This window comes from Halorubrum sp. Atlit-8R (assembly GCF_003666025.1).
GTDB classification, from domain to species: Archaea; Halobacteriota; Halobacteria; order Halobacteriales; family Haloferacaceae; genus Halorubrum; species Halorubrum salinarum.
On sequence record NZ_QPLV01000001.1, the window covers coordinates 370,520 to 385,392 of the forward strand.

Genomic DNA, 14,873 nt, shown 5'->3' on the forward strand with positions numbered 1-14,873 from the left:
ACCCCGACCGGTCCCCGTGACCGCGCTCGACCACCGCCTCGACCGGCCGGTTCGGGCGCGGTTTCCCCCGACTCGCCGAACTCTTTAGGCTCGCCTAAGATTCGAAACCGATTTATTTCTTTAGGGTGGCCTAAAACGCATGGACTCAGACGCAGAGCGGTCCGGGGCGACCCGCCGCGACGCGATCAGGTACTGCGGCGTCGCCGGCGTGGGAGCGTTCGCAGGCTGCGCCGGGAGCGAGTCGCCGGACGACCCGAACTCGACCGACGGCGGCGGGTCACAGACCTCGACGACGGACGACGGATCGTCGGCCGACGGCGACGGAGACGGCTCCGACGGCGACGGCTCGGGCGACGAGACGGCCCCGTACGAGGCCTGTATCGAACCCGTCGGCTGTCTCACCTTCGAGTCGGTCCCCGAGACGTACGCCGTGTACAACGGGGGCTGGGCGGACATGGCGTTCGCCCTCGGCCAGCAGGACGGGTTCCTCACCGCGGGGAACATGATCCCGTCGTTCTTTTTCGAGCCGTTCGACCTCGACGTGCCCTCGCAAGACGAGCTACCGTCCATGTGGGCCGACGGCGGCTGGGACAAGGAGAGCTTCTACGAGCTCGACCCCGACGTGTTCCTCATCGACCCGAACTACCTCCACGGGACCGGCTGGGACGGCTCGTGGAGCGAAGCGGACACCGCCGAGATCCGCGAGAACGTCGCTCCGTTCTTCGGCAACAACATGCGGCGTCGCCGCGGATTCCACGACTACGAGCTGTACGGGCTCTACGAGGGGTTCGAGCGGCTCGCCGACCTGTTCCAGGAGCGCGAGCGCTACGAGGCGCTCGCGGCGGTCCACGAGGAGCTCCAGACCGAGATCGCCTCTCGGCTGCCGCCCGAGGAGGAGCGGCCGGAGGTCGGACTCATAAACGGCGGATCCAATCCGGCAAGCGGTGAGATATATCCGCTGTACACCCGCGGCGAGGGGTACGAGATGAAGCCGTACCGCGATCTCGAAGTGAAGAGCGCCTTCTCGGAGGAGCTGGCCGAGAGCGGCGCGATCGGCTACGAGCGACTGCTGGAGGTCGACCCGGAGATCATCGTCGTCCACTGGGGGATCGGCACGACCGGCGACACCGACTCCCACTCCGCCTCCGCGTTCCGCGAGCAGTACGTGACGCCGATGGAGGAAGACGAGGTCGGAAGCGAGCTCACGGCCGTCAGCGAGGGCCGCGTGTATCCGGGCGCGTACGGTGAACAGGGACCGATCGTCAACCTGCTCCAAACCGAAATGAAAGCCCAGCAGCTGTACCCCGAGGAGTTCGGACAGTTCGACCCCGAGGCCTTTCCCGAGGTCCCGGAAGAGAACCGACTGTTCGATCGCGACCGTGTCAACGACATCATCGCGTGTGACCTCTGATGCGCGCGCGAGAGTGGACCGTCGCGGCGACGTACGGCGATCCGTCGGAGTACGGCGTCCCCGCCCTCCCGCAGTGGCGCGTGGCGCGCGGCTCCGACGGCGCGGTCGCGTTCGCGGCGGCGGACGCCGACGAGCCGTTCATCACAGCCGACAGACCGGTCGAGGTGCGCCGATGACGACCCGTCCCGACACCACGCCAGCCGCGGACCCGGACTCGCGGATCGACGCCGACGTGGCCGTCGTCGGGGGCGGCGCCGCGGGGCTGTCCGCGGCGACCTTCGTCGCCAGGTACGGCCTGGAGACGACCGTCCTCGACGGCGGCAAGGCGGCGATCACGCAGTGCGCTCACGTCGAGAACTACCTCGGATTCCCCGCCGGGATCGCCCCCGACAGACTCCTCGAACTGGGTCGAACGCAGGTCGAGACCGAGGGCGGTCAGGTGGTGGACGAGCGCGTCACCGCGGTCCGACCGGCGGACTCCGACGGCAGCGAGCCCGACGCGTTCGCCGTGGAGACGACGTCGGGAGAGCTGATCGCGGACCGGGTCGTCGTCGCCGCCGCGTACGACGGCGAGGTGCTGGACCCCCTTGCCGATGCGGTCGCAGACACACACGCGGACGCGGAGGCGTCCGACGACGCCGACGGGTCGCCGCCCGAGCCGTTCGTCCCCACAGACGGGGGGCGCACCGAAGTTCCGGGACTGTACGTTGCCGGCTGGATGAGCGACGAGACCGTCCACCAGGTCGCGGTGAGTGTGGGCCACGGCGCGCAGGTCGGACTGGCGCTCGCTCGCGACGACATGAGCGAGCGGTACTGGCCCGCGGTCGGCGAGCGCTACGTCGACTGGGTCGTCCACGACGGTCGGTACGGGGGCGACGGCTGGGACGCCCACGTCGACGAGTGGTTCGAGCGGGAGATGCTCCCGGCGGACGGGGACCTCGACCAGGCCCTCGTCGAGCGCGCCCGCGAGGACCTCAAAGCCGAGTTCCTGGGCCGGTGCGTGACGCCGGAAGAGCGCTCTCGCCGGGACCGGCGGGGACAGCGCCGGCTCCTCGACGCGCTCGACGACGACGTGATAGGCGCGTACGTCGCCGAGACCGACATCGACCCGACCGAACCGACGGGCGGGCGGTCCGAGGAGTCGACCGCCGGGCCGGCAGGCGCTCGGCCGGAGGGCGACCGATGACCGGACCAGCCGAGAACGGCTCACCGGCCGCCGCGACCGACTCCCGCGACGTGGTCGTGGTCGGCGGCGGCGTCGCCGGGCTCTCGGCGGCCGTCTACACCGCTCGACAGGGGCTCGACACGCTCGTCGTCGACCCCGGCGGCTCGATCCTCCGCCGGAACGCGCGCTTGGAGAACTTCCCCGGCTTCCCGCTCGGCGTCGACGCGCGCCGGCTGCTGGACCTCCTCGGCGAGCAGGCCGAGACCGCCGGCGCGGACCGCCTCGACGCCCGCGTCACGCGGGTCGCGCTCGCCGACGGGGAACCAGACGCCGCCGACGGGGATGCCGCCGACGCGGACGGCGACGCCCGCTTCGCCGTGACCACCGACGACGGCGACCGCTTCGGGGCGCGCCACGTCGTCGCGGCGACGAAAAACGAGGTCGGGTACTTAGAGGACCTCGACGGCGTCGGAATCGTCGACCGCGGGAAGGCGTACGTCGACGCCGACGAACGCGGTCGGACCGGCGTCGACGGGCTGTACGCGGCCGGGCGGCTCGCCCGCAAGCCCCACCAGGCGGCGGTGTGCGCGGGCCACGGCGCGGAGGTCGCCGTGACGCTGCTGGAGGCGGCGGACGTGCCGTTCTACCACGACTGGGTCGCGCCCGAGGGGTACTTCACCGACCGCGACCGCGAGGTGCCGCCGGGCTGCGAGGAGATCGACGCCGCGGAGCGCGAGGCGCGCGAGGCGGCCGCGCTCGACGCGGCCCGCGACCGGTTCGCCGAGCCGCACCCCGACCCGCAGGAAACCCACCCGAGCCTAGAGGAGTGACCGACCGAGCGATCAGGAGCGACACGTGATCGGAACCACCCTACTCGACATCGCGGACCACATCGAATCGCTCGCGGCCGACGACGGCGAGTTCTCGCTCGTCTGCGCCCGGTACGGCGACCGGCCCGTGCCGGCCGCGGGGCTGCGCTTCGAGAGCCGCGAGACGGCCCGCGCGGCGGCCCGGGCGACCGAGCAGTACCGCGATACCCTCCGCCGGTACGACCCGGAACTCCCCTTCTACGACGTGGTCGTCAGACAGGAGTTCGCGGAGCCGCCGCCGGGGTCGACGGGCCGGGACGACGGCGGCCCGACGTTCGCCCCCGGTGAGGGCGGACCGCCGCCCGCGGAGCTGGCGGACCGGATCGTTGACGGCACCGCCCGCCGGGCGTCCGGCGGGGACGACGCGCCCACGGACCGCCGCCGCGCGGACGAGGCCGGGGGGCGCGGCCGGGGCCGCGACCGCGTCGAGTTCTGCCACGCGGCGGCCGCGGCGACGTTCGAGGCGCTCTCCGCCGGCGGCCACGACCGCGCCGAGTCGGCCGTGATGAACGCGTACTTCTCGCTCGCCGAGCGCGTCTCCGACCCCGACGACCTCTGTCTCTGCCTGCTCGAAGCGATGGCGACGGCGCTCGACCGACACTTGGACCCGGACGCGCAGGCGTCGGTGCTGGCCGACGCCGCCGAGCGCCTCCCCGAGCCGTCGGAGCCGGCCGCCGCCGACCCGGTCGACGCCGCGTTCGACCGCCTCGCGGCCGTCGGTCTCGTCCAGGGGTACGAGCGCGTCGACGAGGCGGGGTCGGCCGCGCGACCCGGGGATCCGGCCGACGACGCGACGGTCCGGGTCTCCGGGTACGCGCTGTCGCCCGCCGACGGGCGGGTCGCGACGCTCCCGGCCGCGCTGGAGCTGTGCCGCCGGGACTCGCGCGGCCGGATCGCCGGCATCGCCCTCCTCGGCGCGGTCGGCGACGCGACCGGCTCCGACTGGTGGGTCCGGGTCGACCCGGACGCGCCCGCCCTCGACGGCGGCCCGTCGACCGCGTCGGTCCCGTCGGCGGACTGACTCTCCCGCCCTACTCCTCGTCCGGCTCGATCCGCACCAGGTCGGCCTCGACGTCCTCGACGAACGCGCCCTGCCCCCCGACGGTGACCTCGCCGTCGTCCGTCGCGACGACGAGCGAGTGCTCGACCGGGAACTCGTTGTTCGTCGGCTCCACCATCCCCTGTTTCGTCTCGACGACGCGCCCGACGACCTCGGCCGGCTCGTCGTCGTCGGTCCACCGCCCGCCGACGGTCACCCGCGGCGGGTCGCCGGCGCGGAGCCGCAGGGTCGCCTGGAGGACGGTGTGCCGGAAGTCGGTGTACTCGGCGGGGAGCGGCGCCGGGTCGGCGACGGCCAGCTCGGTCGCGGCGGGCCAGTAGTTCCCGAGGAACGAGCCGACGATCACCGGCGCGAGCTGCTCCTGCGCGAACGCGATGGCCTGCCGGTCGGTGGTCGACCGGCGGAGCAGCTCCGGCGGGGAGACGACCCCGGCCGCGGAGTCGACGGTGAGCAGCGTCGGCATCGCCTCGCTCCAGGTCCGGACGACGTTCGCGACGCCCGCCAGCCCGGGGTCGTCGGCGTCGAGGTCCGCGGCCGCGTCGGAGACGACGAGCAGGACGAGCACGCCGCGGTCCACCGCGTCGACGAGCGCCTCCCGCACCTCCGGGAGTTGCTTCGCGGTGATCGACAGCGCAACCTCGCTCTCGGCGTCGGCGAGCAGCGACCGGATCCGCTTGATGACGGTGGCCCGCGACTTGATCACCTCGAACTGCTCGGCCTGGCGCTCGACGCGGGAGTACCGCTCCGCCAGCCCGGGCCGCATCGCGTCCACGTCGGACCGGAGCCGGTCGATCACCTCGTCCGGCGGGTTCGCGCGAATCGTCGTCGGCACGACGTGGTCGTTCACCTCGACGAAGCCGCGCTCCGCCAGCGACTCGCTCACGCTGTAGACGTACCGCTTCGAGACGCCCGCCGCGTCGGCGACGGTGCTCGCCTTCGCCTCGCCGTGTTCCAGCAGACTGAGATAGGTGTCGACCTCCTTGTCCGAGAGCCCGAAGCGACGGAGGAGGTCGGTCAGCGTCCGGTCGTCCATACGAACGCCTCTTCCGAGCGACACTTATATGGGTCGGTACCGGGCGACCTCGCCGCGCCGCCGGTCGGCGACGCCCGACCCTCACCGAAGCGCGGCGACGGCGTCGACCGCTATCGGAGCACGGCGACGGCGTCGACCGCGACTCGGACCTCGCCTTCGCCGTCGCCCTCGATCGAATTCCCGCCGCCGAACAGGTCCGCCTCGACCGGTCCGGGGACGGCGACGGTCGCCGGCTCCGCGGCGAAGTTGACGACGACGAGCAGGGGATCGGCGTCGTCGCCCGCGCCGGCGTCACCGGCTCCCGCGCCCGCCGGCGGCGTCCGCTCGTAGGCGACCACGCGCTCGGCGTCCCCGTCGACGACGCGGGCGTCGGCGGCGCGGCCGTCGAACGACACCCCGCCGCGGCGCAGGAGCGGTTCGGCGTCGCGCAGCGCGGCCAGCCCGCGGTGGAAGTCGGTGAGGTCGTTGTCGCCGTCGTGCCATCGGATCGGGCCGCGGTACGTCTCGTTGCCCCGCTCCTGGCCCGCGTAGATCATCGGCGCGCCGGGCAGCGTGAACGTCACGGCCGCGGCCGCGCGGAGCGCCTCGCGCCCGTGCTCCGCGAGGTACCGGTCCTCGTCGTGGTTCTCGACGTAGCGCATCTGTGCGGCGGGGTCGTCGAAGCCGAGCCACTCCCCGCGGGCGAGGGCGGTCTCGACTGCGTCCGCCGTCTCGTCGCCCGCGCCGATGGCGCGCAGCGTCTCGTACAGCGACGTGTCGTAGTGGCGGTGGAACTCCCCCTCGCCGTAGAACGGGTCGTGGGGGAGCGTCTCGTCGAGCAGGAGGGTGTCGTCGGGGACGCGGTCGGCGACCTCCTTCCAGAAGCCGTGCGGGACGCCCCACGCCACGTCCGCGCGGAAGCCGTCGACGACGCCGGCCCACTCGTCGACCACGTCGAGCAGCCACTCGCGGACCGCCGGGCTGTCGTAGTTGAGGTTCGGGATGCGCCCCCACTCGAAGTAGTAGTCCGGGGCGTCCCCGTCGCCGAGTTCGGCCCAGTCGATCCCCGTCACGTCGGCGGCCGCGTCGGTCCGGCGGTAGTGGTCGGCGTACGCGTCGACGCCGGCCGAGTGAAGCTGGAACGCGGGGTGATCGCGGGAGGTGTGGTTGATCACGAGGTCGAAGATCACGCGGATCCCGGCGTCGTGGCACGCCTCGACCAGGGACTCGAACGCCTCGCGGGAGCCGAGGTCCGCGGCGGTGTCGTAGTAGTCGGTGACGTGGTAGCCGTGCTCGGTCGGCGACGCGAGGACGGGGGTGAGCCACAGCGCGTCGACGCCGAGGTGGTCGAGGTACTCGACCCGGCGCTCGATCTCCGCGAACGTCGTCGGGAGCGTGTCGCCCGCGAACGAGCGGACGAAGACCTCGTAGATCGTCGGCGACTCCGCCCACTCCGGCGCCGGGTTCGGGTCGCGCACCGCGACCGAACCGTCGCCGCCGGCCGCGGCGCCCTCCCGCTCGATCCGGACCGTCTCCGCGGCCCCGTACCGCTCGCCGTGCGGGATCGCGTGGATCCGGACACTGTCCGGGAGGTCGTCGAGCGGGACCGAGAGCGTCCGCCCGTCCGCGCGCGACTCGATCGCCGCGACCGTCTCGGGGTCGGCGTCGCGGTCGTCGACGAGGAACGTCGCGTCGAGCGCGTCCGGGTCGCCGCCGCGCTCGACGCCGTCGACCGCGGGCGCCGGCTCGACCGCGGCGGTCAGGCGGAGCCGGTCGCTCGCCGCCGGGTCGTCGGCCCCGACGACCGACGCGTCGAGCGAGAGCCGCGGCCGACCGGGACCGGGCACCTCGCACTCCCCGTGGAACGCCGCCGAGCGGTCGCCGTCGGGGACGAAGCCGAAGCCGTGCCTGCCCGGCGGGACGCGGACCGAGGCGACCCACTCGTCGCCGTCGCGCTCGGCGCGGTCGAGCGCGAGCCGGTTCTCGTTGTGGGGCCACAGCAGCGAGACGCGGTCGACTTCGCCGTCCTCGACGCCCAGGTCGTCGGCCGGGACGCGGATCTCCGCCTCGCGGCGCTCGTCGGGGAAGGCGCGGACGCGCTGCCGGTGGGTCCCGTCCGGCGCGTCGAGCGCGAGGACGTAGGTGCCGGGGGCGTCCGGGTCGAGGTGAACCACCGGGTCGTCGCCGCGACCCGTCTCGCCGGCCCGCAGCACCGCCTTCGGCCCGTCGGGCGCGGGTGCGTCCGTCGCCGCCGTGGCGTCGGGAGCGACCGTCGTCGCCGAACTCGGCGGGCCGGTCGCGGTCGGGTCGGGGCCGTCGCCGGGGGAGAGGTCGCTGTCGGCGGGCGCGTCGCGGACGGTCCAGCGGTAGGTCCCGTCGGGGTCGGGGGACCGCGGCGCCAGTTCGACGGGCTCGCCGACGCTCGTCGTTCGCGGGGGGCCGGGTTCGTGCACGCTCCGCCTCTCGTCGCGCCGCGGTTTGAGGGTTTCCGTTCTCCAAACGAGTGAACAATAATTACACCAAAGGTTCATACCGACCGGTGGCGTGTGTTCGCGTAATGCAGCTTCGCGACGCCCTCGACGACTACAAGCGCCACGCCGGCGACGGGACGCGCTTCCCCGGCGAGCGGCGCACCGTCTCCGGCCGGTTCTCGGGCGGAAACGGCCGGCTCGTCCACGTCGGCGACGACGGCGAACTCCGCGACTTCGGCTACCCGCTCACCGGGCGGACCGGGCTCGTCCGGTCCCGGATCGGGCTCGCCGTCGGCGACGAGATCGCGTGGCTCGACGAGGCCGAGACGAGCCAGCGGTACGTCGGCGACACCGCGCTGGTCGAGACGGTCCACGAGACGCCGCGCGCGACGGTGACCCGCCACGACCTCACGCTCGGCGACGCGCACCTCACCCGGGCGTCGGTCGAGTCAGCGGACGGCGACGTCGACCCGGCGGACGCCTCGCTCGTCGTCTACACCCGCTTCGCGCCCGACGGCCGCGACGACCGCGTGGGACAGCTCCGCTACGACGACGCCGTCGAGGTGTACCACGCAGACGAGCACGACTTCCTCGCGAGCGCGACCGGCTTCGCCGACCTCCGGGGCCAGCTCCCGGCGACGTTCCCCGAACTGCTCGACGACGACCCCACCGAGCTCCCGCGCGACCGCGACGGCGACCGCTACGAAGAGGAGCGCCTCTCCGGCGAGGTCATCGCCGACGTGCCGTTCGACGACGGGGTCGCGACCGTCGCCACGCTCCTGACCGACCGCGCCGAGACCGACCGCGAGGCGGCCCGCGAGCGCCTCGACGACCTCTTCGCCGAGCTCGACACCGTCGACGCGCTCGCCGAGGCGGCGGCCGACGCGCTCCCGTCGGTGCCGGAGTCGGCGCCCGCCCGCGAGTCGGTCGTCGCGGACCTGCGCGTCCTCTCGCTGCTCTCCGCGCCGTCCGGGCTCCGGATCGCGGGGCCGGACTTCGACCCCTACTACGAGCACTCCGGCGGCTACGGCTACACGTGGTTCCGCGACGACGCGGAGATATCCGGGTTCCTGCTCGGCGCCGCCGACGCGGTCGGCCTCGACCTCGACGACTGGCACGCCCGCTCCGCCCGCATGTACGTCGACACGCAGCGCCCGGACGGCTCCTGGCCCCACCGGGTGTGGCCGCGGAACGGCGCGCTCGCTCCCGGGTGGGCGAACGCCCGCATCGAGGACGGCCCCGACGTCGACTACCAGGCCGACCAGACCGGCAGCGTCGTCGCGTACCTCGCCCGGGCGCGGGCGGCGGGCGTCGACGTGGAGGGCCTCGACGCCACGCTGGTCGCCGCGCTCGCGGGCCTCGACCGGACGCTCGAACCCGACGGGCGCCCCGTCGTCTGTCAGAACGCGTGGGAGGACTCGGCCGGCCGGTTCGCGCACACCGCCGCGACGTTCCTGGAGGCGTACAGCGAGCTCGCGCGGCACGGCGAGGGGCTCAGCGTCGACGCGCTCGACGACCCGGAGGCCGTGCCCGGCGCCGCGTCGCTCCCGGACAACCTCGCCGCGCACGCCCGCGACCGGGCCCGCGAGGTGTACGCGGCGCTCGACGACCTGTGGGTGCCAGAGCGCGGCTGTTACGCGGTCCGCGAGACGCTCGACGGCGGCATCGACGACCGGCTCGACTCCGCGACGCTGGCGCTCGCGGCCGCGCACCGCTCGTTCGACGCGCTCGGCGCGGCGGACGGCGAGGGCGGCGCGGTCGACGAGGAGCGCCTCGACCGGCTGGTCTCGCACGTGGAGACGGTCGTCGACGGCCTCTCCCACGAGACCGACGACATCGCCGGGCTGATCCGCTACGAGGGCGACGGCTGGCGCCGCGCGGACCAGCTCTCGGAGAAGGTGTGGACCGTCTCGACCGCGTGGGGCGCGAACGCCTGCGCGGAGCTCGCCGCCCTGCTCGCGGCGCACGACGACCCGCGCGCCGCCGAGATGACGGCCCGGGCCCGCGACCTGCTCGCGCACGTCTCGCCCGGCGGCTCGCTGTGCGAGCCGACGACGTACCTCCCCGAGCAGTTCTTCGACGACGGGACGCCGGACAGCGCGACCCCGCTCGGCTGGCCGCACGCGATCCGACTGGCGACGGTCGCGCTGCTCGACGACGAACTGCCGCAGTTCGCCGACCGCGCCGCCGCGGACGACGACTGACCGACCCGCGGCGACTATTTCTCGGTAAACCCTGAGCGGCGGCGCGTGCCTGCGAGTGGCCGGAGCGGAGCGGAGGCCGCGAGGAGCACGCGCGAGGTCGCCGGCGCTACGCGCCGGCTGCCACAGGGACCTTCGGTCCCTCGCTGGAGTCGGGCGCCGAGCGAAGCGACGGCGCCCGACGAGGCTGGGGAGGTGTGAGGTGCGCGGCTGCGCGACTGGGGCTTTGGAGGTGTTCGCCGCCGCTCCGCTCACGACGATTTATAAATAAACCCCAAAACTACGACAAAACCGCTCTTATCGCCACTCGTCGCGGGGCACGCAGTCGGACTCGCGGACCGTGATCCACCGCGTGGTCCGCTCGTCCGGGTCGACGTCCCGCTCGAAGAACGTCACCTCGCCGCCGTCGTCGCCGTCCGTCCGTTTACAGACGAGTTCGGGCGACCCGTCGTGAACACGCGCGGATGACGTGGACGTGGACATACGTCACGATTCGCGCTCGGTCGGATAATAACTGTTGGTTTCAGTCGCGCAAAAATAGAAACTACGAGCGTAGTTACTCCCGCGCCGGTCCGCGCTCAGCGCCGCACCGGGACGCCGCGCTCGTCGAGGTACGCCTTCGTCTCCTCGATGGAGTAGTCGCCGAAGTGGAAGATGGAGGCCGCGAGCCCGGCGTCGGCGTTCGCCTCCGTGAACACCTCGTACATGTCCTCGGGGCCCCCGCAGCCGGAGGAGGCGATGAGGGGGGTGGAGACGGCCTCGCCCACCGCCGTCATCAGCGGGATGTCGTAGCCGTCCTTCGTCCCGTCCTTGTCGATGGAGTTGACGAACAGCTCGCCCGCGCCGCGCTCCTCCGCCTCCTTCGCCCACGAGACGGCGTCGATGCCGGTGCCCTCGCGGCCGCCCTTCTTCGTACACTCGAACCACACCGTCTCGCCGTCCTCGTCCTCGTAGAAGTGGTCGCCCTCGTCGTCGTACCGGCGGCGGGCGTCGACGGAGATGACGATGCACTGGCTGCCGAACGCGGCCGCGCCCTCCTCGATGAGCTCGGGGCGTTCCAAGGCGCCGGTCGTGATCGACACCTTGTCCGCGCCGGCCCGGAGCGTCTCCTTGATGTCGGCCTTGGTGCGGATACCGCCGCCGACCGTCAGGGGGATGAAACACTCGTCGGCGACCGCGTTCACCACGTCCAGCATCGTCTCCCGCCCCTCGGCGCTGGCGGTGATGTCGAGGAAGACGAACTCGTCGGCGCCCGCCTCGTTGTACTTCTTCGCCAGCTCGACGGGGTCGCCCGTGTACTCCAGGTTCTCGAAGTTGACGCCGGTGTACACCGCGGCGTCGCCGTCGTCGTCGAGGTCGACGTCAATACAGGGGATGATGCGCTTCGTGAGTCCCATTCGTTGGCGGAGCGTAGACCGCGCCGTCGGTTAAAAGGCGCGGGGCTCACTCGGCGTCGGCCGCGTCAGCCGCGTCGCCGGCCGCCACGTCCTCGCCGCGACCCGCCGCGTCCCGTCGGTCGTACTTCGCGACGGCGCGGTCCGCGCGCGTCGAGACCCCGTTCGGGTTCTTGGCGGGGCTTCGGTCCCGCCGCCGCGCGACGATCCCGTCCGAGGCGCCGCCGGTGAGCCCGACGATCACGTCGCGACCCGTCGCGGCCCAGCGCGAGGGGGTCGACTCGCCGCGGACGACGTCCCGCGCCGCGCCGACGGCGTCGCCGACCGCGTGCGACCCCGTCCGGAAGAGGACGGTCGGCCGCACGCCGTAGTTCTTCAGGAGGCGATAGGCGAGCCCGCGGTACTTCCAGCCCCACTCGTGGGCGCTGCGTCCGCCGTCCGCGGCGGTCGGGGTCGGCAGTTCCTTCCGCGCGGCCATCTCCGGCCGCCACGCCACCTCGCGGTCCATGCGCGCCAGTCGGTGGGCCGCGTCGCGCGCGCCGCCGACCCGGAGGTACTCGTCGAAGCCGTCGAGGTCGCGGAGGGCCTCGGGCCGGAACGCGACGTTCCCGCCCTCGAAGTAGGTGACGTCCCGGCCGGCGATCCGGTTGCGCTCCGGCTCGCTCGGGTCGTCGGCCGCCGCGTCGGCCGCGCGGTCCGCGTCCCCGTCCGCCTCGCTCGGCGGGATCGGGGTCACCGGGCCCGAGACCACGGGGGCCGCGTCGAGGCCGTCGGCGACCGCGTCGCGCCACCCCGGCTCGATGCGGTTGTCGTAGTCGACAAGCGCGACCGCGTCGCCCGTAGCCACCTCGATGCCGGCGTTGCGGGCGACGTTCACCGTCCGGTCGGAGATTTCGACCAACACGTCGACGTCGTCGCGGTCGCGAACCATGCCGGTCGTGCCGTCGGCCGAGGGGCCGTTGACCACGATGACCTCGGCGTCGGGGGCGTTAGCCGCCAGCGCGTCGAGGCAGGCGGCCAACCGGTCCCGACCGTTGAGCGTCGGGACGACGACCGAGAGGTCCATACGACCCGCTATCGGGGCGAGGAGGTAAAAAGGGCAACGTGTGCGTTCGATCGGTCCGACCCGACGCCGCGCCGACCGCGGCCGGCGATGACGGTCCGAGGGCCGCTCAGATCGTCAGGTAGTACACCTGCTTGCGCGCGTCCTTGAAGCTGTACCGCGAGTCGACGAGGCCCTCCTCCTCGAGGCGGTTGAGCGCGTAGCGGACGGTGCGGTCGGGCAGCAGCGACTCCTCGGCGAGGCCGCCCTGCGAGAGGGGCGCGTCCCCCTCCAGTACCTTCGCGACGAGCTTCGCGCTCGGGGGAAGCTCGCGCAGGCGGTCGCGATACTCGCTCTCCGACAGGCGGTCCTGGTCAGCGGTCTCCGCGGGACTGGTACTCATGTCTCACACGAATTCCGTGGGTAGTGGTAAAGGTTGGCTACATATAGGGGAATCCGCCTGTGATAATATAATGTGTTAATATCACTCTTCGGCTCGCTCTCATACACGATCGATCAGGCGTGTTTTCCGGCGGCGGCCCGTACGCCGGCTCGTGATCCCCGAGTCCCACGTCGACATCCTCGAAGCCGAGTCGTACGCGCACTTCGCGACCGTCGGGCCCGACGGCCTCCCCCACGTCACGCCGGTGTGGGTCGACCACGAGGACCGCGAGTACGTCCTCGTGAACACCGCCCGCGGGCGACGCAAGGAGCGGAACGTGCGGCACAACCCGAAGGTCGGCGTCAGCGTGCTCGACCCCGACGACCCGTACCGCTACGTCTCCGTCCGCGGCGAGGCCGAACTGACGGAGGAGGGGGCGCGCGAACACATCGACGAGCTCGCCCGCCGGTACTTCGACGTCGACGAGTACCCGCACCACGACGAGGAGGAGGGCGCCCGCGTGATCGTGAAGATCCCCGCCGAGAACGTCGCCACGAGCGGGTGACCGGCGACCGCCGTCGGAGCGGTCCGGACCGCCCGCACCGAGGCCCGCGCCGGACCGCTTCCAGTACGGTTTTGTCGGTCCGGCGTCCACCACGGACAACGTGAAGGGACAGGACTGGTACCAGGCCGACGAGGTCGCCGAGGAGTACGACGACGTCCGCTTCTCCGGCGGCGGACAGCTCATCGACCGCCGGGAGAAGGAGGCCGTCCTCGCCGCGTTGGGGCCCATCGATCCCGGTCACCGCGTGCTGGAGGTCGCCTGCGGCACCGGGCGGTTCACGACGATGCTCGCCGACCAGGGCGCGGACGTCGTCGGGCTCGACGTCTCCCGCGAGATGCTCGAACAGGCCCGCGAGAAGGTCGCCGCCGCCGGGCACGCCGACGCCGTCGAGTTCCTCCGCGGCGACGCCTCGCGGCTCCCGTTCCCGGACGACCACTTCGACACGGTCGTCGCGATGCGCTTCTTCCACCTGATGGACGACCCGGTCCCGTTCGCGAAGGAGCTCCGCCGGGTCAGCCGCGATCAGGTGTTCTTCGACACGTTCAACAGCCGCAGCCTGCGGACGCTGTACACCTGGCTGCTCCCGATGGGCTCCCGGCTCTACTCGGAGCGGCAGGTCGCCGCCATGCTCGGCGACGCGGGGCTCACGCTCGCGAACGAGGAGCACGACTTCGTGTTGCCGTACGGCTTCTACCGCGAGCTACCGGGCGCGGTCGCGCGGCCGTTCCGGGCGCTCGACGAGCTCGCGGGCGACACGATCCCCGGCGACTACGTCGCCTCGGTGTCGTACTGGGACGCCAGGGTGCCGGACGAGGAGTGAGCGGCGCGCCGCCGCTCGTCGCCTGTCCCGTCGGCAGAAACCGCCGCCGCCTCGCTTCGCCGCCGCTTTAGCCCGCTTCCTCGACGACTTCGCCGACGGCGAAGTTCGACTTCACTTCGGTCACTTCGATCTTCACGCGCTCGCCGACCTCGGTGCCGGGGACGATGATCACGTAGCCGCGCTCGACGCGGGCGATCCCGTCGCCCTGCTTGCCGAGGTCCTCGATCTCGACGTACCGCATCTCGCCGGGCTCGACCGGCGGCTGCGGCCCGTCGTCGTTCCGGGAGGAGGCGGCGTCGGCGTCGTCCGTCGACGCCGCGACCCCGTCGCGGGCGACGAGCGCGACGCGGTACGTCTCGCCCGGCTCCAGCGACCCGGTCTCGATCTCTCGGTTGGGCACGTCGACGACGTACTCGCCGTCGTCGGCCTCGCGAACTTCCGCGCTGAACAGACAGAGGAGCTTCTCGGAGATTTCCATAGT

Annotated in this window: 15 protein-coding genes; 8 read left to right on the forward strand and 7 right to left on the reverse strand. The window is 72.7% G+C overall.

The window, feature by feature from the left end; all coding sequences use genetic code 11:
- The first annotated feature begins 139 nt into the window (after window positions 1-139).
- Genes DVK05_RS01715 through DVK05_RS01730 form a run of 5 tightly spaced genes read left to right on the forward strand, consistent with a single transcriptional unit; the run spans window position 140 to window position 4,466 of the window.
- Window positions 140-1,411, forward strand: a complete 1,272-nt coding sequence (locus tag DVK05_RS01715) for an ABC transporter substrate-binding protein (RefSeq protein ID WP_121561712.1) — start codon at window positions 140-142, stop codon at window positions 1,409-1,411.
- Window positions 1,411-1,587 (forward strand): hypothetical protein, encoded by a 177-nt coding sequence (locus DVK05_RS17215; RefSeq protein ID WP_199241200.1) that lies wholly within the window; start codon window positions 1,411-1,413, stop codon window positions 1,585-1,587. Before DVK05_RS01715 ends, DVK05_RS17215 begins: the two co-directional genes overlap by 1 nt.
- Window positions 1,584-2,597 (forward strand): FAD-dependent oxidoreductase, encoded by a 1,014-nt coding sequence (locus DVK05_RS01720; RefSeq protein WP_121561713.1) that lies wholly within the window; start codon window positions 1,584-1,586, stop codon window positions 2,595-2,597. Before DVK05_RS17215 ends, DVK05_RS01720 begins: the two co-directional genes overlap by 4 nt.
- Window positions 2,594-3,406 (forward strand): NAD(P)/FAD-dependent oxidoreductase, encoded by an 813-nt coding sequence (locus tag DVK05_RS01725; RefSeq protein ID WP_121561714.1) that lies wholly within the window; start codon window positions 2,594-2,596, stop codon window positions 3,404-3,406. Before DVK05_RS01720 ends, DVK05_RS01725 begins: the two co-directional genes overlap by 4 nt.
- A gap of 25 nt (window positions 3,407-3,431) precedes the next feature.
- Entirely contained in the window at window positions 3,432-4,466 is a 1,035-nt protein-coding gene (locus DVK05_RS01730; RefSeq protein WP_121561715.1) for a hypothetical protein, read from the forward strand.
- 10 nt (window positions 4,467-4,476) lie between these two features.
- On the opposite strand, the gene DVK05_RS01735 is transcribed toward DVK05_RS01730, so the two are convergent.
- Both DVK05_RS01735 and DVK05_RS01740 read right to left on the reverse strand, forming a co-directional pair.
- Entirely contained in the window at window positions 4,477-5,538 is a 1,062-nt protein-coding gene (locus tag DVK05_RS01735) for a TrmB family transcriptional regulator sugar-binding domain-containing protein (protein WP_121561716.1), read from the reverse strand.
- A 110-nt stretch (window positions 5,539-5,648) separates the two neighbouring features.
- Complete coding sequence (locus tag DVK05_RS01740) at window positions 5,649-7,970, reverse strand: alpha-amylase family glycosyl hydrolase (RefSeq protein WP_121561717.1); 2,322 nt, start codon at window positions 7,968-7,970, stop codon at window positions 5,649-5,651.
- Between the two features lie 104 nt (window positions 7,971-8,074).
- Between DVK05_RS01740 and DVK05_RS01745 the strand changes: the two genes are divergently transcribed.
- The gene (locus DVK05_RS01745; RefSeq protein ID WP_121561718.1) at window positions 8,075-10,192 is read left to right on the forward strand and encodes a glucan 1,4-alpha-glucosidase; all 2,118 of its coding nucleotides are present in this window, start codon (window positions 8,075-8,077) and stop codon (window positions 10,190-10,192) included.
- A gap of 294 nt (window positions 10,193-10,486) precedes the next feature.
- Here DVK05_RS01745 and DVK05_RS01750 read toward each other — a convergent pair whose 3' ends face one another.
- From DVK05_RS01750 to DVK05_RS01765, 4 genes are all read right to left on the reverse strand, one after another.
- On the reverse strand, window positions 10,487-10,672 hold the full coding sequence (locus DVK05_RS01750) for a hypothetical protein (RefSeq protein ID WP_121561719.1): 186 nt from the start codon (window positions 10,670-10,672) through the stop codon (window positions 10,487-10,489).
- A 95-nt stretch (window positions 10,673-10,767) separates the two neighbouring features.
- The gene (hisF, locus tag DVK05_RS01755; protein WP_121561720.1) at window positions 10,768-11,586 is read right to left on the reverse strand and encodes an imidazole glycerol phosphate synthase subunit HisF; all 819 of its coding nucleotides are present in this window, start codon (window positions 11,584-11,586) and stop codon (window positions 10,768-10,770) included.
- Window positions 11,587-11,632: 46 nt separating this feature from the next.
- Entirely contained in the window at window positions 11,633-12,649 is a 1,017-nt protein-coding gene (locus DVK05_RS01760) for a glycosyltransferase (RefSeq protein WP_121561721.1), read from the reverse strand.
- A 106-nt stretch (window positions 12,650-12,755) separates the two neighbouring features.
- Window positions 12,756-13,028 carry a helix-turn-helix domain-containing protein gene (locus DVK05_RS01765; protein ID WP_053771729.1) on the reverse strand — a complete coding sequence of 91 codons (273 nt, stop codon included), beginning with the start codon at window positions 13,026-13,028 and terminating at the stop codon, window positions 12,756-12,758.
- A 151-nt stretch (window positions 13,029-13,179) separates the two neighbouring features.
- Between DVK05_RS01765 and DVK05_RS01770 the strand changes: the two genes are divergently transcribed.
- Window positions 13,180-13,572 (forward strand): PPOX class F420-dependent oxidoreductase, encoded by a 393-nt coding sequence (locus DVK05_RS01770; RefSeq protein WP_121561722.1) that lies wholly within the window; start codon window positions 13,180-13,182, stop codon window positions 13,570-13,572.
- A 100-nt stretch (window positions 13,573-13,672) separates the two neighbouring features.
- Window positions 13,673-14,392 (forward strand): class I SAM-dependent methyltransferase, encoded by a 720-nt coding sequence (locus DVK05_RS01775; protein WP_121561723.1) that lies wholly within the window; start codon window positions 13,673-13,675, stop codon window positions 14,390-14,392.
- 67 nt (window positions 14,393-14,459) lie between these two features.
- On the opposite strand, the gene DVK05_RS01780 is transcribed toward DVK05_RS01775, so the two are convergent.
- Window positions 14,460-14,870, reverse strand: a complete 411-nt coding sequence (locus DVK05_RS01780; protein ID WP_121561724.1) for a TRAM domain-containing protein — start codon at window positions 14,868-14,870, stop codon at window positions 14,460-14,462.
- Window positions 14,871-14,873: the final 3 nt, after the last annotated feature.